A 20,627-nucleotide genomic window follows, 5' to 3' on the forward strand; every position below is an offset into this window, starting at 1 on the left:
CTTATTAAGCTTGTAATAATTTGTCATAAGCAGGTTTGTGCGCAAACATCAAGACAACATTCAAGGTTGTAACAACTGCTGCTCCTGCTATTCCCGCAGGGTCCAAAAAAGCATGAAATAAAAATGCATTCAGCATAATTGGGAACAAAACAACGACCATCAAAGGCACAAACTTGTTGGTCAAAAAAGAAATCCCTGCCAAAACTTGTACCGCTCCAGCAATAGGCAAAATATAGCCTGCTTTAACCATTGCCCCCATAAACTCACCTGCTTCTGGCGACAAAGGTGGCGTCTCCATAAAGTGCAAAAACTTGTTAGATCCAAATAGAACCAATCCCAAACCTAACAGTATACGAATACCTAAAACTACTTTCTCATTCATAATAATTCAGTTTAATTAAAATCAAAACATTTAATGTATATACATCTTTTAAGGCAAAAAAAAGCACCTATGTATCTCTCATTTTATCCAACAAATCAGACAAGAGCAAAGCTTCTTCATCGGTTAAGTTGACAAAAGTTTTATTCTTCTTCATGGCTCTAGAAATTTGATTGACCATATCCAGTCCAGCTTCTGTAATCATTACATCCACTCTTCTTCTATCTCTAGAACAAGCATTTCGCTCCAACAAGCCTTTTTTCAACAGCTTATCAACCAATCTAGAAGCATTGGAATTTTTGTCAATCATTCGTTCTATTAATATCTTAACGGTTGCGGGTTTAGGGCGCATCCCCTTCAATATTCTAAGTATGTTATATTGTTGTATTGAAATTCCATAGGGTTTCAACAACTGTGTCTGCAATCCACACAACCAAGAAGCTGTAAAATTTAGATTTACAACAGCTTTTGTTTGTGGACTATCAAAAGGCTTTGTCTGTTTGATCTCTTCTTCGATTTTCATTTTTATTTATTTCTACTAAAGATTCGTCCCGCTTAAAAACCAGATTGAAATGGATAAATTAGTATCCTATTTTTTGAATACAGGCTCTTTTCGTCAATCTAATACAAGATGTTTTTTTATGTTTTTAGTTAATAACTAAGAAATAAGTGGACTATTAACTAAATAGATTCTTAAGTTGAACCAATCTACTCATACACTACGAAACTACACAAACCTATCAAATGTTCTAGCATTTTGCGTTTTTTTTATAAATTCTTAGTTTTTTCCTTCCAAATACTCTTCTATTGTAGCATATTTTCCATTAAACTTGAATTTTACATCTAAATAATTTTGTATAGCAATTAACTTTGTATGGATAGGGGTCGCCAAGCCATCTTCAATCAAACTAAGACCATTTTGAGTTACCCCAACAGCGTCTGCCAAATCTTGTTGAGAAATTCCCTTTTGAAGTCGTTCTTCCCGTATTTGTGCTCCAATACTCTTATAAAAATCCTTCCCTAAGTCCTGTTTTTGAGCAGCTTCGCAAGCTATAAACAAATTTGCAGCAAATACCAACAAAAATATTCTATACCACATAAATACAATGTTCTGTTTCAGAAACAAACAAAAATGTTTGCATTCTAATATTATTTTTAATAACTTTACTTTCAAGTTAATCGTTATTGATTTTAACTCAAATTTTCAACCAACATAAAGGTAAAACTTTTTGTTTTAATAAATTATTAGTTGATAGAGTTTTTAAACTTTTTGTCTTAATTTTTAACAAGATTCAGAAGAATGTTTTTAACTACTATACAAATGTGATAATCTAATATTTTTCTTTGACGGATTATCACACCATCAACAAGATCTTAAAGTACACAGAATAACCAAAAGCATTATAACCATGTCTAACTTTATTGATAATACTGTTAACCAACGCTTCCGCTTAGTTTATGATCAACTAAAAGAAGAAGGAAAAATCAAAAGTAAATCAGATATCGCTTCTCAATTAGGAACGTACAACCATGTTGTTAACAGTATTCTAAAAGGAAAACGCAATATCACTTTAGATCAAATGAATAAATTGATTGATATCTATGGTATAAATGCTAACTTTCTTTTTGGTGGAAGCAACCAAATGTTTGAAGGGCATGAAGATATGCACATCCCTCTAACTCAAAAAATATTTGAAGGACAAAAGAACATCACACTTGTCAATGCACATGCTATGGCTGGAAATTCATTGGGTGCTCAAAATTCTGATTACGATGATGCTAGCCAAGAGAAAATAGAAATTCAAAAGTTTTCTATCCCTGGTTTAGAAGGGGACTTAACTGCTATTGAAATTAGTGGCGATAGTATGTTGCCGAATATTACCAATGGAGATATTGTTATTTGTGAAAAGGTAGAAAGTGGTCCGAATGGTTCTATTAAAGATAACTCGGTTTATGTTGTCGTAACTAGTGATTCTGTTGTTGCTAAACGAGTTCAAAACATCAAACACGAAAATCAAACGGTTGGATTGCGCTTAATTTCAGACAATCAAATCTATCCTCCTTATGAAGTAGAGATTCAAGAAGTACTAGCACTCTACCGTGTCAAGCACAGAATTACCAATTACGGCATTGCTTAAGAGTATGTTTAAACATTACTTCAAGCTTCAAGTATGCTAAAAGAAGTCTAATACAGATTTGCTCAATAATTTTTTATTTTAAAATCGGCAAGGAAATATTCTTTGTCGATTTTTATTTTTCATTAACACTCCTACGATGCCACAATTAAGTATTATCACAGCTACTCATAATAGATCCAAGCTATTTCAGGAGATTTGCCTGCCTAGTTTACTGGCGCAAACCAATCAAAACTTTGAGTGGATTATTATTAACGATGGTGCTTGTTCTACTACTCGAAAAATTATTCAACAACAATCCGAGTGTTCGATTATTTATGTAGAGACAGCCCACAAAGGACTTATTCATGCCCGCAACAAAGGACTTTCTTTAGCTTCTGCTCCTCTTATTAGTTTTTTGGACGATGACAATGCTTTACACCCCTCTTTTGTACAAGAGGTCTTGAATTTTTTTGACGCCAATCCGTCTGTTCAAATGTGCAACCCCATCCGAAAACAAAGACGAGATATTTATAAAGATGGTGTTCGTATCAAAACAGGAAAAGAGTTTTTTCGTCCAACAATTGATGCTACTAATATTGATTTTATTCAGAATAACCCCAAAGCATGGTTTGATAGTAATGGTTTTGTTCACAAAAAAAATGATACCATTCGCTTCAATTCGAACATGCTAATTATGTCGGATTACGAGTACTTACTCCAGTGTTTTTCTTTGTGGGGTTTAGACTCTTTGGCTATTTTACCCAAAGAATTGATTTTATACATACAAACGAATCATGGTATTATTGGGCAATCCAACTTTCAAGAGTGGTTGCAAGAATTTGAATTCATTTATCAAAATCAAACAGCATACGCTATCTTCAAAACCGTTCCTATAGAACCATGGCTACTGAAGGAGATTGAAGATTTGAAACTCAAAGTAGAACAAAACAAAAAGCTACCTGGTTTCTAAAATTTTTATCCCCAAACACCAATAGCTCCCTACAGTGGATTTAACTCAGCTCGGTATCGTTGATGCTGCTCGACTTGTTCTCTTGTCCACAACATGGGTTTATAATCTCCGTTTACCCATCTTTCCATTTGGTCGGCATAATGAGGAGATTGAACATTCCCACTTTGCCCTACAGGAGCAATACATTTGCTATTAGCAAAATCTCCCATGTCAATCATTTGGCGATAAGAAGCACCAATCAAAGACTTTCCTCCATAGTGTTCTCCTGGTACAAAAGCCATTTGACATAAAGTATCAGTGTCCCCTCCTATTGGTAGGTTCCCTGTATCAAATATTTCTCCCAAAATAGGTTTCACTCCAAGAGCATGCTTAGCAACCATAGGATGCAAGCGCCCCCATTTCCAATTGGCGGTATTGCTACCCAATTTATTGGTTAGGTATTCGGTGGTATTTTTCAATGCTTCTAATAAAATTTCTTCTGGCGACCTCTCCCACCAAACAGAATTGGGATTATCAAACAATCGTAAAATGGCCGTTACATCGTGTCCAAAAAACTCTGATACAGCAAAAATAGGTAGCTCTTTTCTAGGAACAACCCCTCTTATGCTTTTATTTTTATCAAAAATCAAATCAATTAGCTCTTGTTTTAATACTTGATAAATTGCTCCACCAACAGAATCTGCCGTCAACTCACAATCCCAGTTCAAGAATAAATCAACTGTCTTTTTGAGGTAACCAGACAAATTTTCGTATTGTTTTTCTTGAATCAATCGCCGTACTAATTGAATAAATGAAGCACCTGGCAAGCTCACAAAATCTAGCTGCCACGAGGCGAAATCATCGAATCCGAACTTATCCTTTGAATCAAGCAACGTTTGCAAACGCTTGGCACGATAGCCATTCATCCATATATTTCCTAAATCGTATGGATAATCATCCCCCACTAATTTATTATTACAAGTATAATAATATCCTTGCGTTGGGTTTAAAACATGTGGCATGGCTTCAAAAGGCACACGTCCAGTCCATTCATGCAAGGCATCATATCCTTTGTTGGGCAACAATCCTTTGGATCGAGCACGAATAGGCACTTCTCCAGTCATGTAATAACCAATATTATTCTTAATATCTGCATACACTAAGTTAAGAGAAGGAACGGTTAATTTTTCGCAAGCCGCAACAAAGTCATTCCAATTCTCGGCTACATTTAACTCATAAAAGCCAAAAATCATCTCATTCTGTTGTAGTGCTTTGGAACAAAGTGTAACTTTATGCGTGCCATCTAAATTTAAAATGGCAGGACCATGATGTGTTTGAATTACTTTTTCTTCATGTGGAGCTTTTTCTCCTTTGATGTATATTTTTTCTACTCGAACGCTGGCTTTTAATATGCGATCTCCAAAGTGGTACTGCAACCCATCGGGGTTGACAAATTTTTCTATATAAGTATCTTGAATATCTGCGTATGTAAGTGTTGCTCCCCAAGCCATATTGGCATTGTGACCAATCAAGACAAGAGGCACTCCAGGAATAGAAACGCCTGTTACTTCATAATCGGGTGCTACCAGATGATTTTCATACCAAATATTGGGAGTATTAATGAGTAAATGTGGATCGTTGCACAATGCCGCAGCTCCTGTATCCATTTTATCAGCAGCAACTACCCAATTATTGCTACCACCTAAGGGGCGCAAGTATGGACCTTTAAAAGCTTCTAATGTTCCATCTGCTTTTCGTTCGTTGGTTTCTATCCCATAGTTCAAACAAACAGGGTTGGTAGCCAAGTACTCTGGGAATATTTCTTGGGCTTTTTCCAATCCAAACAGCTCTGCCATTCCCATACGTTCTAACTCATGCAGCCACCCTTGTGACATCTGCATGGCCAACAAACGTGCCATTCCAAAACAATCGGCAACCGTCCAATTTTCCATTGAGACTTTGAGCAACTTAAATTCGACAGGAGGATATTTACAAGTAGCAATAAAATAGTTGACTCCCTTTACATAACTTTCTAAGTATGGGAACAAAACATTGCTGCTAGCTTCTTGCTCGTCCGTTTGCCCCAAATGTTTGAATCCCATAATTCGAGCAATGCGATCCACTTCCAAAGCATCCTTTCCGATTACTTCTGACAAACGACCAGACACTATGCGTCGAGTTAGTTCCATTTGCCACAAGCGTTCTTGGGCATGTACATAGCCTTGTGCAAAGAAAGCATCTTCTTTGCTTTCAGCATAAATATGAGGGACACTCCATTGGTCTCTAATAATTTCTACCTTCCCCTTCAAGTCAGGTGCATGAATTATTTTATTGAGATTTGGAAGATTATTTTTCGCCTGTTTGTGTACAAACCATTTCAGGACAGGCTTTAACATTTTAGTTAGGAAAGTCATTATTAAAGGTGATTTTTAGGCAAAGAAAAGTCATCCACGAGGAATACGGGATGACTTTGTTATAGTATGCAAACACATCGAACTAGATGTGCTACTTATTAGAGACGGATGCCACTATTAAAAAGTAAAGCAACAACGCTCATTTTTACATTTTGAGATTTCATTAAGCGCTCCAATTCTTCTGCAAAAGCTTTTCTTGCAGCTTCATCTTCTGGTTCAGCTTCTAAGTTAGCAACAACATCGTCTGCCATTCCTTTTTTAATTTTGTTCCAAAAGTTACGCACTCTACGTTCCAACTCAATTCCTTCTGCTTTGCGTTTGACCAAACCACTGCCGACCATATCCACGACGTGTCCAATTGCAATTTCTAAATCTTTATCTTCTGCCATGACAATTTATTTGATTGTTTTAATTTTTTAGGATTTTGCAATACTCCTTGTAGTATTACGACTATAATGAATCACTTTATACTTTATAATCATACCCCACTATTATAATTATCATAATTGGTGGATACCTGTTTCATAAAATATGTGCTAAATATATTAGATTTTAAGGATAATTCAAAACCTGTTTAAAAATTAATTCAACGAAATAGAAGGATTAAACTACTGCTTCAAACTGGGATCCATTCGTTCTGCTTTTTTCTGAAAATTATCTGCCAAAACATAATTTCCCATTCGTTTGTGTGCATGCCCAATTACCAAATAAGCCTTGGCATATTCACTATTTTTAGCCAACAATTTTTCTGCTTCAGCAATAGATTTATCGTATTCACTCATCTTGAGATAAGCAACAGCAATATTGTAGTGTGCTTCTAAGTACATTGGATCCAATTTTAGAGCTACCTTCATAGCATCAATAGCATCATAATGTTTGTTCAATGCAATATAAGCAGCTCCCAAGCCAAAGTGATAACGCTTTTGATTGGGATTTAGATGGATGGCTTGCAAATAGGCATCAACCGCTTTATTAAAGTTTTTTAATTTGAACCAACAACTACCCAATTTATAATATACAAACTCATCTTGTTTGCCAGCATCAATTGTAGCCAAATAATAAGCGCCTGCTTCTTTGTATTCTTCTCGTTCGTAATGAATCAGTCCCAAACCTTGATATGCTTTCGCATGCGCTGGTTCCAAATCAATTGTTTTCTTAAATTCTTCTCTTGCCTTTTTAGTGTTTCCTATCTCGATATAATTTAGCCCAAGGTTAAAATGCAACGAAGCAGCCTTAGAGTGCTCCATGATTCCTTTTTCTAGAACAGCAATGGCCTCTTTATATTTTCCCTCTTTGCTATACTCGCTGGCTTGTCGCCCGTACTTGGCAATACTTTCTTCTAACTGTTCGTATAATTTATCATTCCCTGCACTATATTGTTCAACTTTGTCAAATGCTTTTGAAGCTGCTTTGGGTTTTCCTGTTTTACTATAACTTTCCCCTAACAGACGCCAAGCTTCACCATCATCAGAGTTGCGTTCTATATAAGATTCTAGGTGTGCAATAGATGCTTCGTACTGTTGAGCATAAAAGTAAGATTTTGCCAAGTCATACAACAAACTCAAGTCATTTCCTCTGCGAGAATAAGCTGTTTCTAGCAATTCTATTGCTCCTTCATAATTTTTATCATTATAATAAATACGCCCCAAGTTCAAATTTGTATTAAAATGCAAATCATCCAATTCCAAAACATGTTCATAATCAACAATAGCAGCTTCCCTATCGCCCAGATGTTGCAAGGTAATTGCCATTAGATAATAGAAATTGGGATTGGTAATTTCACCTGTATAATCTTTTAGCTTTGCCAAACAATCTTTGTAGGACTTATTCCTGTAATTTTGTAAAGCCACCGTATAAACTTGGTTTTCTAAAGTACTAGCATCGCCACTGCTGTTCTCTTTGTCTTGGTTTTTGATACGATTTTGTTGCTCCAAATACGCTTCAATTTCTTTGACTTTATTAGCGGCTTTTGCATAAGTTGGATCAATTTTTAGTGCCTTTTTTAAATACAAAATAGACTTATGATATGCTTTTAGATCTACATAAGTAAGTGCCAAATTATAACAAAGGGCTTTATCAGAAGGCGCCAATTCGATAACCTTTTCGTATAAACTTGCAGCAAGCTCGTTTTGTCCTTCTTGTTCATGGCAAGTAATCAATACTCGAAAAGCAGGAACAAAATCAGGATCTTTTTTGACAGCCGATTCAAAAAAAGGCACTGCATCTTTATAATTCCGTAATTTGTAATAGACGAGTCCAGCGTTATAATCTTCAATGGCGTCTGGTTTTTGTGCGAATGCCCACTGTATATTCCCTAGGAGCAATAGAGCCATAATAAGCTTCATAATATTCATTCTTTTTATCCCTAAAATTACTTTTACTTAGTTTTCGTTTTATGTCATTTCTGAATGCTTGTAAAGTAAATTGCAATAATAGACGACTATTTGTCTATTTGCTACATACTTTACCTCTTAGCCTCCAACTCGTTATAAAAACAAAGTCGTCAAGCATGTTGAGTATTATAATATTCTATTTTATCAGCTAATTAATTGGTGGGAATGAGTGTCTATAATTATTAGAACGTTTATAGGGCATAAACTTCGTACATTTTTTAGTTTTTATTTAAAAAATAATCTAATAATTTTCTAGATTGTATATCTAAGATAAACATATTTAGAAAGTAAACAGAACTAGATTTCTTTTTTTATACATATTTAGTATTTCTTTAACGTTCCTGTTACATTATTGACTTGTATCTATCGTATTTTGTAATTAGTAGTTAGCTCTGCTACTCCCTAGGGTCGTGAGCTCGCATAGCTCGGTTCGCTACTACTACATGGTTTCAACGAGCTATTGGTAATCCTAAAATGATTGTTTTTATTTAAAAATATAAGATATAGAACTATGGTTCTTCCCTAGTGCCTTCAAAAACCACACCACATTGATTAACAACTCAATACAAAACATCCAATATACTCATCTCAATAAATTAATTTTTATCATAATTGTCTAAAAACTTGTATTAACAAAGGCTTACAAAAATTTCAACTAAAATTAACATATAAAATTCTATTCGGCATTTAATTTTATATCCTCTTTATACTGTAGTAAAGACCAAACATAGCCAAAATATAATTTCCTATTTTTCATTTTTTAAACTGCCAAGGTGGTTTTAAAAGGAAAGTCCTTTTTTCAGTATGAACATTTTTAGTTAATTTAGCACTTTCAATGTATCAATCAATTTGATTAAAATTAAGATAAGACCATTATGAAAAAATTATTTTCTACTCTTTCTGCTATGTTGTTGGTAAGCTTTGCAGCACAATCACAAGTAGTAATTAATGAAATTCTTTATAACGTTCCTGGTAGTGGAGAAAATGAAGAGTTTATTGAACTGTACAATGCAGGGTCATCTACAGTTAACTTGCAAAACTACACATTTACACAAGGTGTAACCCATACCTTTGGCGCAGATACAATTGCTGCTGGTGGTTACTTTGTAATTGCTTCTGATTCTGCAGCTTTCCACACTGCATTTGGAATGGCTCCTAATGCTGTTTGGACAAATGGAGGTTTGTCTAATGGTGGAGAGGATGTTACTATTTACGATGGTGCAGGTACACTTGTTGACTCTGTTGACTATGAGACTTCTGCTCCTTGGCCAACCAATGCTGCTGGTGGAGGTCGTTCTTTGCAATTATGTGATCCTCTAACGGACAACATTCTTGCTGCTAGCTGGGGAACTTCAAATGACTTTGCTGGTTTGAATGGTACAACAGGTACAGACTCATTGTTTGCAACTCCTGGTATGATGAACAACTGTGTTGTTGTTGTTCCACCACCACCACCAAGCTATCCATTGTATACTTTTGACCAAATCAATGATGTTGATACTAGTGGTAATGCCGATTCTTTAAATGTAACTTGCGAGTTGAGAGGAATTGCTCATTGTATTGACCTTAGAGGTGGTAATGGATTAGATTTTCCTTTTGCTAACAGTGACAATAGCGCTGGTATTAGAGTATTCTCTTTCAACGATGTAGATGCTTATAGCGTTACAGAAGGTGACTCTCTACACATTTGGGGAACTGTTTCTCAATTTAATGGTTTGTTACAATTTGCTCCAGATAGTATTGCTGTTATTTCTCAAGGTAATCCAACTGCTAGCCCAGCAACCGTAACTCAATTGAATGAGTCTTGGGAAAATAGACACGTTATGTTTGCAAACATGTCTTTAGTAGATACTGCTGAATGGACAGGAACTGGTTCTGGTTTTAACGTTCGCATTACAGATGGTAGCGCAGATACAATCACACTTCGTATTGACAACGATGTTGATTTGTACAACATGCCTGCTCCTCTAGGAACATTTAGCATCTCTGGTTGGGTGACTCAATTTGATCCTTCTGCTCCTCGCAACGAAGGATACACCTTGTCTACTTGTGGTATGAATATGATTACAAGCACTGCAAAGGTAAACAACAAAAAAGAGCAACCAATTACTCTTTTCCCTAATCCAGCTGCTAGTGTTTTGAACATCCAAAGCGCAACAGAAATTCAAACAGTAATGGTTCACAATACACTTGGACAAACTGTATTGAACGTTACTAATATCAACGCCTATACCACTCAAATTGCTACCAATGACTTAGAAAATGGTGTTTATATCATTTCTATCGTTACTGGTAACCAAGTAATGACACAACAATTCCAAGTTGTAAAATAAGATCTATACAAAACGATTAACCTCGTTTTGCAAAAATCTAAATACTGGACTAGTTTCTGGTATTTAGATTTTTTTTTGTCTAGTTTTTTATTAAAACGTCTTGAATTGAAAGCTTTTAATTTTTAGCTCCTTAAAATGAGTAATACCAATCTTAAATCAATTCCTTAACACTAATTATCTAGTATTTCTAAATCTTCCTCTTCTTCAGATTTTTTTAGACAAAAGAACACTACTAGAAATAAAAAATAACCTAGATTAAATATAGAAATATTATCAAAAGGATGATATTTTTTTTTAATTCGGCTGTATTCATCACTTCTAAAATTGTAGCTATATTCCTCATAATTAAGATGAAAATTAATTATTTCATTATAGTTCATGAATACGCCAACCAACATGACAACATCTAGGACAACAGCCGATAAGAGCCAATAATTGTTATTTTTTTGTTCTGAAAAATAGTTCCACACTAGCATCTTAATCAAAAACAAACCAGCAAGTATCCCAAGCACTTCCCTAACATCATATAAAGGGCGACCGCTCAGATCTAGAGAATGTTGAACAAATAATTTCAGTTCTGTATAAGCTAATAATCCTAAACAAGCTATTAGTAGGTAACTAAAAGGATTTAAAAATATTTTTTTAAATTTAATCATTTTAAGTAGTATGTCTGAGAAGCTATTTAAAAGAATACCTACAACGAAGTATTATCAAATTAAAACGCTCATAAAAATCAATCAATGCAACTAGAATTTAAAGTAGATAAAATTGTCCAATATTTAGAACAATACAAAGATCGATTACCTAGTTTGTACCAGTGGAAATCAAAAAGTGAAAAGTTAGTTGATTTAAAGGTGATCTCTTCAAAGGAATTAAAGGAAGTAAATGCGATCAAAAACCTTTATGAGAAAGAGCTTTTTTTAAAACCAAAAATCCAACAAGCTCTTTCTTCTTCTGTACTTAAAAATCAAGCTTTGTTCGATGAAATTTGCCTTTGGATTATCAAAGAATGGGGAGGTATAAGAGGAGCAAAAGACTCGGATACGTTGCAACTACTAGAAATATATAAAAACAACTCTACTCCTTCATTTCATAGAATTGCAAGTTCCTCTAAGGTTGGCTCATTCATGTTTCCCGAAAAGTATATTATTTATGATTCAAGAGTAGCATATGCCCTAAATTGGATTCTCTTATCTGAAAATGCTAGCAATAAATTTTTCCCTATTCCAGAAGGAAGAAATTCTAAAATGTTAGCTTTTGATATGAATGTATTAATTCGCTTAAAGAACATTGAAAAATATCAAGAAAATCAATTAAGTGATTTAGATAACCGACAGTATATAAACAAGAGAGATAAAGATTGTTTTATACCAAAAGAATCGGCTTATGAAGTGCTAAATAAATTAGTAATACAAATTCATCAACAGCTTTGGAAAGGAGATAAAGAGAAAACAAAAAAGCTATACTTCACAGAAATGTTACTCTTCTCGATTGCTGATAAAGAAATTTACAGTGATATAACTAAAAGGGTTACGCTTGGTATTACTCCAAATCATACACTATAATTGTTAGTAACAATACTGCCAACTAGCAATAAAAAAACATGAGTGATCCTTTAAATGGGATGACTCATGTTTCTATTAAATCTATAATGTTGTGTTTTATCAAAATTCAACAATCGCATTGGGAAACATAGTTCTAGCTTCTTCAACTTGAGCTTCGGTCAAAGGATTATCTGACAAATACAACTCTTGTAGATTGCCAAAGTGCGACAAGACAGCTGGCAAACTTGTAAAATTATTATTCCGCAAATCTAAAAAGCGCAAATTTTCTAATTGAGCCAAATCATCAGGCAAACTAGACAACTGATTATCAGAAACATCCAAATCTTCTAAATGAGTCAAGGCACAAATTCCTGAAGGCAATGTTCTAAATCTATTTTCTTCTAAATTTAACCATACCAGCAAAGGCAACGCTCCAATTTCTTCTGGTAGTTCTGACAATTCGTTAAAACTCAAATCTAGTCGTTCTAAACTTTCCAATTGCCCAATTTCTTTATCTATCGTTGTCAATTGGTTGGAATTAAGATACAGCTCTTTTAAGTCATATAAGTTATAAAGAGCGGGGTGAATGTGCGTGATTTCATTTTCTTTACAATCCAACCAAGTCAGCTTGCTTAATGCCCCTAGTGCTTCTGGTAATTCTTTGATCTTATTTTCTGACAAATCCAACCATTCTAGTGCTTGTAAATTTGATATGTCCTCTGGAATATTGACCAAACCTGTTGTTGTTAAATCTAGTTCTTGAAGTTGTGTTAACTTAGCAACAACCGAAACCCATCCCCCAAAGTTATTGTGTTCTAAATTCAAACGAGTTAATGCTTGGAGATTTTTCATTGATTCAGGAAGCGTCGTTAATTGGTTGCTTCTTAAATCCAACCATTCGACACCTACTAAATTACCAATTGACTCTGGAATAGCTTTTAACTTATTTTCAGATAAATCCAACCACTCCAAGTTGATTAAATTACCGATTGACTCTGGCAGTTCTTCAGCCTCAATCCCCGTCAAGTCCAATTCTCTCAGTTTAATTAATTGGCAAATAGATTCAGGTAGTTTACCAAAGGGATTTTCTTCCAAATCTAGCCATTCTAACTCTTGTAATTGAGCTATCTCCTCAGGCAAATCCGTCAATTGATTATCTGATAAATCGAGCCATTCTAACGCCTTTAATTCGCAAATAGAAGCAGGCAAAGCTTCTAACTCATTAATTTCTAGATTGAGTTTCTTCAGCTTTTTTAACTGCCCAAAAGAGCTCGGCAAAGCACGTAATTTGTTATTTTTTAAATCTAACCAATCCAAAGCGGTTAAATCTCCAAAATTACTAGGTAATTCCTCAAAATCGTTTGCAGATAAATCCAACCATCTCAACTCTGACAAGTTCGACATTAGTACGGGCAAATTTGCTAAATAATTATCAGACAAATCTAGCCAATGCAAGCTACGAATTTCTGTAATTTCATCTGGCAAATTCATTAAATTATTGCGCTCTAGATTCAGTCGTTCCAATCCTTTCACTTGGTTTAGTCCAGACGGAACAGCGCTTAAATTTTTTCCACTCCAATCTACTTCTATTACTTGTTCTTCTTCTAAGTATATTTTTAATTGTTCCTCTACATTCATTGTTATATGCTTATGCTGATTGTATCCTATTCTGACTTGAAATTTAATCTAAATCAAAATAAATATTTGTATGGGGTAATAATTCTATAATCGTTTCTTTTTCTTCCTCTCTAAAATAATTGCCTTCTAAATACAACTCTTCTAAAACATTTGCCAACAATCCCAACTCCATAGGTAATTCGGTCAATTGATTATTTCTCAAATCCAACCAACGGAGTTTTTCTAAACTTACAATCAAATCAGGAACATTGCTAATTTCATTATCTGACAAGTCCAATTCTTTGATTCGATGCAAACTAAAAACCTCTCTAGGAATAGTAGACAAAGCATTTCCTTCTAAATTGAGTCGTTCCAAGCGTTGTAGTTGTGTAAAATTGGCAGGCAAATCTTCCAATTCGTTATAGCTAAGATCTAATTTCTTAAGTTTAACCAACTCCCCTATTTCTGTCCCTAATTCTAAGAATAAATTATACTCTAAGTGCAGTTCTTTTAGGCTCGTTAAGCGAGCAAATCCTGTTGGCAAATTATCCAATTGATTTTCTCTCAAATCTAAGATTTCCAACTTAGGCAACTCTCCTATTTGTTCTGGTAATTCTTCCAAAAAGTTTTCTGACAAGTCCAAGCGTTTTAAGTTGGTCAACTTACAGATAGAATAAGGCAATTGCTTTAGTTCTATTCCTGTTAAATCTAAGTCTTTCAAATTAGATAATTCGCAGATCACTAAGGGCAAATGCTCTAATGGATTCAACTCGATATTGAGTACTTCTAGATTTTTTAATGCTCCAAAACTTTTAGGCAAATACTCCAACTGATTCTCACTAACATCAAACTGAGTCAAAGATTCGAGTGCTCCAAAGCTTTCTGGCAAAGCCTCTAAATAATTAGAGGATGCATTTAGATATTTTAAGTTTTTTAAACGTCCAATCTCTTCAGGCAAGGCAACCAATTGGGTGGCAATTACATCGAGTCGTTGCAATTTGCTCAATAAGCCAATTGTCTTAGGCAAGCGTGTTAGTGGATTCCCTTCAATATTAAGCTCCATTAAGCCTGAAAGTTGTTCCAAAACAGTTTCTAAATTTTGAATTTTATTGTGGCTAATATCCAAATAAATTAACTCCTTGCAAGTTCCAATATTAGAAGTTAAGGTTTTAAAGTTATTAATAGACAAATCTAGCCATTTTAGCCCTGCTAAATTTCCAAAATTATCCGATAACGAATGAATTCGAGTATCTGACAAATCAAGGACTTCTAATTGAGATAGTTGTCCTATCACCTCTGGTATTATTTTTAGTGGGTTGCTCTCTAATTTAAATGAACGTAGTTTCTTTAAATTAGCTAATTCAAGTGGTAAAGTTGTTAATTTATTTTGTTGTAAACCTAATATTTCCAGCTCTGACAATTCGCATAAAGCCAAGGACAAAAACTGCAATTCATTACTAGAGCAGTTGAAAGAGCGTAAGGCTTTGAGTTGAGCAATTTTTTCTGGTATTTCAGCTATAAAATTATGCTCTACATTGAGTTCTTGCAAAGAGATTAGGCTACACAAATCGTCGCACAATTCGCTCAACGCATTGCCAGATAAATCTAGCGCCCCCAAGTTTTCGGTTTCCAAAACTTGAGCGGGCAACTGCTCTAACGACTGGTCACTCAAATCTAAGTTATTAAGTGTTGCATTTGTTCTCGTATCCAGTATCTTCTCTATTGTCTTATTAATATCCATCTACACACGAATTAAGGCGTTTCTTTTCGCTAAAAAAAAGTTCTTGATTTTTCTTGGATGGCATCCAAGCATTCAACTTATTTTTCACGTTCCTAAATTAACAAAGTTTTCTTGATTCTCACAACAAAACTCTCAAGGGATAAATGTATTAGTGAAAAATAATTTTGGTTTGAATATTCTGCTTACGAACATCCTTGAATGCAATATTTAAATAATAAACCCCAGCAGGCAAATTTTGACGCGACAGACTCCAATTGGTCGTTACTATATCACTTTGTTCAAACACTTTTTGTCCTACACTATTATATAATAAGACAGCGTACGCTCCTTTATCCTCCTCCAATGCTATGTTAATATATTGAGTAGCGGGGTTTGGATACACCAACACCTTGCTCCCTTCTGTGGCAATAGACAACTTAGAGGTTGTTATTGGGCACAAGATTTCGTGTAAAAACATCGCTATTCCAGTAAAAACAGAATCTTGCCATTGTGGATTAGTTACATAGCTAACATGTCCATTGCTATTGGGAATTGTAATCAATACATTGGGAATACCCAAAGCAGTTGCGGTGTCGGCAATTACTTGGCTTCCTTCTAAATAAGAAATGGGGAAACCTGCAATGGTAGAATACCCTTGCCCGTACGGTACAATATCATCGTTATCATCGTGCACACTAAATACAGGAACGTCATTCATATCCACCCAAGAAGCATTCCCCAATGCTCCCGATAAGTTTAAAACACCTTGCACTTCTGATGAATATTGCGTATTTGTTGTTGTGTTTCCTTCAAAACCACCGTTATTATGAATTGCTGTTAGAATATGAGGTGGAATATTATCAGTAGTATCTAAATAAGCAGTGTGCAACGCCATAATAGCCCCTGCCGATCCTCCTCCTACAAAAATTGCGTTCGTATCAATATTGTATAAATTAGCCGTAGCGGCATCCTCTCTAAAATAACGTATAGAAGCCTTCATATCTCCAATCGCTTTCACCACCACATCAGCAAAGACAACCGAATCAGGAAAAGGGACAAAAGGACCATCGTACAATCTATAATCGATAGTTGCTGTTACATAGCCATGCTGTGCATAGTAATGACAAAGCGGTGCCATATCTGTTCGTTCTCCCAAAATAAAACTTCCTCCAAAAGCCAATATTATCAATGGTCGTTTGCTGACTGTATCAGTTGCAGGTTGATAAACATCCATATACAAACTATCTACATTACCTTGATAAGTCGTATTGACACCAAAGAGCAGGTTAAATGTAGTATCTATATCTGTAAAAATAGTATCCAAATAACGAGAATTGTTACAAGTAGGATGCTGTGCTTGGCTTCCTTGAGTAATCAAGAGGACAAACAATAAGTAGCAATGTTTTATCATTGGCTAGACTAGTTTAAATAAAAAAATGTCCTGTCTAAAAAAAGACAGAACATTAAGATACAATTTATTTTTGAAAATCGTTCGATAAAATCACATTGCCACCACAAGCATCTGGCAAGTATTCTAAGAAAAACTAACGAAAAATCACTTTGGATTGTATTGGTGCTATTTTAGCATCTTCAAACTGAATATTAACATAATAAACACCTGTTGCAAAATTCTCTTTGGCTAAGATATAACGATTGGTAAACACTGCTTTCTCTTCAAAAACTTGTCTCCCCATATTATCATACAAAGTAATTGTATAACTAGATGGTACGTTATCAAATGCGATTATCATATCAATGTCGGCAGGGTTCGGATAAAAATTAGCCGCAATAAACTCCTTTGACAATTCTTTGGTACTAGAAATCAATGGGCAAATAACATAATCGTGCAAAAATTCTGACGATGTATTCAAAACTGTATCTTGCCATTGTGCAGCATTATTACCAAAGTAGCTCACATGTCCATTACTATTAGGCAATGTAATTAAAAAATTGTCCACCCCTACGGCAGTTGCTTGCGGATGCATTACCCCACTTCCTTCCACATAAATAATTGGAATACCAAATACTCGAGCATCATCTCCATTATAAGGAACCGTTCCATCGTTGTCGTCGTGTGCCGAAAAGATAGGTACGCTACCCGAGCCAATATAATCCGCATCCCTCAATGCTCCAGAAAAATTGACAACCCCTTGTACTTCGGAACTATACACCCCTACATTGTTACTACTATTACCTTCAAAACCTCCATTGTTGTTAATTGCTGTCATTTCATTTGGTGCCAAATTATCTGTTGAATCTACATAAGCGGTATGGGCAGCTGTAATGCCACCGGCAGAAATTCCGCCTACAAAAATCATATTTGGATCAATTTTATACTTGTTGTCAGTAGCAGCATCTTCTCTCAAAAAACGAACAGCAGCTTTCATATCTCCTACTGCTTTGATGACAACATCTGTCATATCAGCAGAATCTGGAAATGGGAAAAAAGGACCATCATACAATCTGTAATCAATAGTGACTGCTACAAAACCACGTTGAGCATAATATCGACAAAGATCATCTAAGGCTTGTCGTTGACCACTAATAAAAGAACCTCCAAAAGCCAAAACAATAGCAGGACGCATTGTTGCAGCATCTCCCATTGGCTCATAAATATCCATGTAGAGGTCTTGATTATTCCCCGCAAACGTGGTATTATTTCCATATAAAACATCGGCGGTAGTATCGACGGCAGTAAAGACTTCGCTTACATAGCGGGTCCCGTCACAAGTAGGATGATTTTGCGCTGAAAGGCTGATAAACACTCCTAATAGAAGCGATAATGTAAAAGTGATTTTTTGCATGTTTTTCGTTTTTCGATTTTAACTTTTTGGTTAATACTTATAGCCAATTTACAAAAAAATAATCATTTTTTAACCTCCTTGTCTAGAAGAACCAATACTTTATCGAAGAAATAGTAAAAAAAATAATTTAACGTTTATCAAAAGGAACTCTTTTCAATCATTTTTTTTTATTGAAGTGTTTGAAGCCTCGTAATTATCTTCTTAGTATTTATTGTTAATACTTCGTGAGCGCTGCTACTGCGTGGTTTCAACAGAGTAATGCATTGTGGCTTATTCTTTGTTAAAAAATCCATATTGTCAAATTAAAAAAATCACCGTGTAGGATGGCTATTTCAATTACCCCATAACTGTCATTTTACAGCATATTCCTTTCTAACCATTTTATCAATTTATTCTCCCAATGGCACTCATTAATTTAAAGCAAATAAAAAAAGTTATCAATTACTTATGGATTAGCACGGTTCTGTTTGTTTTAATTTATGTCCTTCTTCACCCTACTGCATTTAATGCGGAGCAGTTGTCCTCCTTTTTAAGAAAATTTGACCACTGGGTTTGGTTGGTATATATCATTATCTCTTTTTTGAGAGGGATTTTTTTATTTCCAAGCACCCCTTTTGTCTTTGCAGGAGCTATTTTATTTCCAGATAAATTAATCTTGGTAGGGATCGTATCAATTCTAGGAATCTTGTTCTCTGCTACACTACTGTACTATTTTGCAGATGCCATTGGATTCGGAGACTACTTGTCTCAAAAGTATCCTCAAAAAATTGAAAAGGCACGTATTCAGCTAAACAAACCTCAAGGGAAATGGCTTGTTGCGGCATGGGCTTGGTTTCCGTTTGTACCGACAGATATTATTTGTTATGTGGCAGGGTTGGTAAAAATGAAATATCCTATTATGATAACTGGCATCTTTTTAGGAGAGACTATATTGGTAAGTCTTTATTTGTATCTTGGGAAAGATATTTTGAGCTTTTTATAAAGCAGTTTTTACAATTCTTTATTCAATATTGTCTAAATCGTCACATTACAAAAACAATACTTTTATGCGTTATCTATTGCTTATCTTATGTTTTGCTCTTGCAAATTTCAGCTATGCTCAAAAGAGCTTTAAAAAGATTGTAGAAGAAAATAAATTTGTCACTTTAGAAGGAGAAGAGAAATCGTTTACAGAAATTTTTAAAGCCAATAAAGGAAAAGTTATCTACATTGACTTTTGGGCCAGTTGGTGTGGTCCTTGTCGGCAAGAAATGCCCGCCTCTCTAAAGTTACATCAAAACTTACAAGGCGAAGACATTGTTTTTGTTTACATTTCGATTGACAAAAATGAAGCTGCGTGGAAAAAAAGCATGGAAAACCTAAAAATTCAAACAAAAGGGCAACACTATCGTAGAAATCAAGATGAAATGATTGAATTTTTAAAATTTTTCTATATTTATTCTATCCCACATTACATGATTATTGGCAAAGATGGGCAAATTGTCAACAACGATGCGTTGCCTCCTAGCAACGCAAAATTGGAGCGCCAGTTGCGTAAGTTATTAAAAGCAAAAGTCAAATAATGCCGTTTGCGGTACTTGTCTGTTTTATTGGCTTTGCAAGACCTCCCGTTTGGGCTCAATATAGTTCAAAAATAAATCCAAAGCTTGGCGTTTTTGGGAGGTTAATTTATAATCAATGTATTTGTAATAATAATCATGCACATTGAAATTAAGGTAGCTAGATTGGAACAACTGTGCCACTTGATGTCGTTTTTGAATCCCCTCCTGTAATGCCTTGTTAAACTGTTTGAGAAAAGAAGTTGGCAATTCGACATTACTAACCCAAGCCGCAAACACAAAAGGCAAATCGGTATGTTTCTTCCAAATTTCTCCCAAATCGTAAACATAAGGATACACCACCTCCATATCTATGGTGCGGTCTCCTATAATTAAAGCAGCAGTCTTATGCTTAATCTTACTTTCAAAACCTGCCTTGGCATTGATAAATTGTGGGTTGATTTTCCAGTAATTAGCTACTAAATAACGCGTCAATGCAACAGAGGTTCTAGACTGATAATCTAGGTACAAATGGGTAATTTCTTCAATTGGGCAGTTCGAATAAATACAAACCGTTTTCACAGCACCTTCCGTTCCAATACAAAAATCAGAAATAATATGTGGTGTTTGGAGTTGAGGAATAACAGCAACAGGAATTAATCCCAGATCGACTTCGCCTGCAATAAGCTTACGGGCACATTCAGAGGGGATATCTAAACTTAAATCAATTGATTGCTCTAATCCAGATTGGAACAAACCATACAAAAATGGCTTTGTATTGAGATAAGAAACGGCGGAAATTTTAAGTGGCTGCTTCAA

18 protein-coding genes are annotated in these 20,627 nt (G+C 34.9%); 6 read left to right on the forward strand and 12 right to left on the reverse strand.

All coding sequences use genetic code 11. The features are described 5' to 3' along the window. Positions 1 to 4 precede the first annotated feature (4 nt). The 3 genes from QP953_RS19500 to QP953_RS19510 form a co-directional block, all read right to left on the reverse strand. Entirely contained in the window at positions 5 to 382 is a 378-nt protein-coding gene (locus QP953_RS19500; protein WP_309552485.1) for a hypothetical protein, read from the reverse strand. A 67-nt stretch (positions 383 to 449) separates the two neighbouring features. Beyond that, entirely contained in the window at positions 450 to 902 is a 453-nt protein-coding gene (locus tag QP953_RS19505) for a MarR family winged helix-turn-helix transcriptional regulator (protein ID WP_052599260.1), read from the reverse strand. Positions 903 to 1,157: 255 nt separating this feature from the next. After that, positions 1,158 to 1,478: a helix-turn-helix transcriptional regulator gene (locus tag QP953_RS19510; protein WP_309552487.1), complete on the reverse strand. Its 321-nt coding sequence runs from the start codon at positions 1,476 to 1,478 to the stop codon at positions 1,158 to 1,160. A gap of 310 nt (positions 1,479 to 1,788) precedes the next feature. Here QP953_RS19510 and QP953_RS19515 point away from each other — a divergent pair, with 310 nt between their 5' ends. Both QP953_RS19515 and QP953_RS19520 read left to right on the forward strand, forming a co-directional pair. Beyond that, positions 1,789 to 2,517 carry a S24 family peptidase gene (locus QP953_RS19515; RefSeq protein WP_052599258.1) on the forward strand — a complete coding sequence of 243 codons (729 nt, stop codon included), beginning with the start codon at positions 1,789 to 1,791 and terminating at the stop codon, positions 2,515 to 2,517. Between the two features lie 136 nt (positions 2,518 to 2,653). Beyond that, entirely contained in the window at positions 2,654 to 3,466 is an 813-nt protein-coding gene (locus tag QP953_RS19520; RefSeq protein WP_309552489.1) for a glycosyltransferase family A protein, read from the forward strand. A 29-nt stretch (positions 3,467 to 3,495) separates the two neighbouring features. Here QP953_RS19520 and QP953_RS19525 read toward each other — a convergent pair whose 3' ends face one another. The 3 genes from QP953_RS19525 to QP953_RS19535 form a co-directional block, all read right to left on the reverse strand. After that, positions 3,496 to 5,859 carry a penicillin acylase family protein gene (locus QP953_RS19525; RefSeq protein ID WP_309552491.1) on the reverse strand — a complete coding sequence of 788 codons (2,364 nt, stop codon included), beginning with the start codon at positions 5,857 to 5,859 and terminating at the stop codon, positions 3,496 to 3,498. A 98-nt stretch (positions 5,860 to 5,957) separates the two neighbouring features. After that, on the reverse strand, positions 5,958 to 6,248 hold the full coding sequence (locus QP953_RS19530; protein ID WP_052599255.1) for a hypothetical protein: 291 nt from the start codon (positions 6,246 to 6,248) through the stop codon (positions 5,958 to 5,960). 219 nt (positions 6,249 to 6,467) lie between these two features. Beyond that, complete coding sequence (locus QP953_RS19535) at positions 6,468 to 8,204, reverse strand: tetratricopeptide repeat protein (protein WP_052599254.1); 1,737 nt, start codon at positions 8,202 to 8,204, stop codon at positions 6,468 to 6,470. A gap of 923 nt (positions 8,205 to 9,127) precedes the next feature. Between QP953_RS19535 and QP953_RS19540 the strand changes: the two genes are divergently transcribed. Next, positions 9,128 to 10,585 carry a lamin tail domain-containing protein gene (locus QP953_RS19540; RefSeq protein ID WP_309552493.1) on the forward strand — a complete coding sequence of 486 codons (1,458 nt, stop codon included), beginning with the start codon at positions 9,128 to 9,130 and terminating at the stop codon, positions 10,583 to 10,585. A gap of 170 nt (positions 10,586 to 10,755) precedes the next feature. Here QP953_RS19540 and QP953_RS19545 read toward each other — a convergent pair whose 3' ends face one another. Continuing rightward, positions 10,756 to 11,241 (reverse strand): hypothetical protein, encoded by a 486-nt coding sequence (locus tag QP953_RS19545; protein WP_309552495.1) that lies wholly within the window; start codon positions 11,239 to 11,241, stop codon positions 10,756 to 10,758. An 84-nt stretch (positions 11,242 to 11,325) separates the two neighbouring features. Here QP953_RS19545 and QP953_RS19550 point away from each other — a divergent pair, with 84 nt between their 5' ends. Further along, positions 11,326 to 12,150, forward strand: coding sequence for a hypothetical protein (locus tag QP953_RS19550; protein ID WP_309552497.1), 825 nt, complete (start codon positions 11,326 to 11,328; stop codon positions 12,148 to 12,150). A 99-nt stretch (positions 12,151 to 12,249) separates the two neighbouring features. Here QP953_RS19550 and QP953_RS19555 read toward each other — a convergent pair whose 3' ends face one another. From QP953_RS19555 to QP953_RS19570, 4 genes are all read right to left on the reverse strand, one after another. Further along, on the reverse strand, positions 12,250 to 13,767 hold the full coding sequence (locus tag QP953_RS19555; RefSeq protein WP_309552499.1) for a leucine-rich repeat domain-containing protein: 1,518 nt from the start codon (positions 13,765 to 13,767) through the stop codon (positions 12,250 to 12,252). Between the two features lie 43 nt (positions 13,768 to 13,810). Next, on the reverse strand, positions 13,811 to 15,487 hold the full coding sequence (locus QP953_RS19560) for a leucine-rich repeat domain-containing protein (protein WP_052599249.1): 1,677 nt from the start codon (positions 15,485 to 15,487) through the stop codon (positions 13,811 to 13,813). A 148-nt stretch (positions 15,488 to 15,635) separates the two neighbouring features. Then, the gene (locus tag QP953_RS19565) at positions 15,636 to 16,877 is read right to left on the reverse strand and encodes a T9SS type A sorting domain-containing protein (RefSeq protein ID WP_309552501.1); all 1,242 of its coding nucleotides are present in this window, start codon (positions 16,875 to 16,877) and stop codon (positions 15,636 to 15,638) included. A 133-nt stretch (positions 16,878 to 17,010) separates the two neighbouring features. Then, positions 17,011 to 18,270, reverse strand: coding sequence for an alpha/beta hydrolase fold domain-containing protein (locus QP953_RS19570; RefSeq protein ID WP_309552503.1), 1,260 nt, complete (start codon positions 18,268 to 18,270; stop codon positions 17,011 to 17,013). A 400-nt stretch (positions 18,271 to 18,670) separates the two neighbouring features. Here QP953_RS19570 and QP953_RS19575 point away from each other — a divergent pair, with 400 nt between their 5' ends. Together QP953_RS19575 and QP953_RS19580 are read left to right on the forward strand one after the other, a co-directional pair. Further along, entirely contained in the window at positions 18,671 to 19,252 is a 582-nt protein-coding gene (locus QP953_RS19575; protein ID WP_052599246.1) for a TVP38/TMEM64 family protein, read from the forward strand. Between the two features lie 64 nt (positions 19,253 to 19,316). Beyond that, entirely contained in the window at positions 19,317 to 19,832 is a 516-nt protein-coding gene (locus QP953_RS19580) for a TlpA disulfide reductase family protein (protein WP_309552505.1), read from the forward strand. A 24-nt stretch (positions 19,833 to 19,856) separates the two neighbouring features. Here QP953_RS19580 and QP953_RS19585 read toward each other — a convergent pair whose 3' ends face one another. Beyond that, entirely contained in the window at positions 19,857 to 20,627 is a 771-nt protein-coding gene (locus QP953_RS19585) for a menaquinone biosynthetic enzyme MqnA/MqnD family protein (protein ID WP_052599244.1), read from the reverse strand.

Source organism: Aureispira sp. CCB-E, from assembly GCF_031326345.1.
Taxonomy (GTDB): domain Bacteria; phylum Bacteroidota; class Bacteroidia; order Chitinophagales; family Saprospiraceae; genus Aureispira.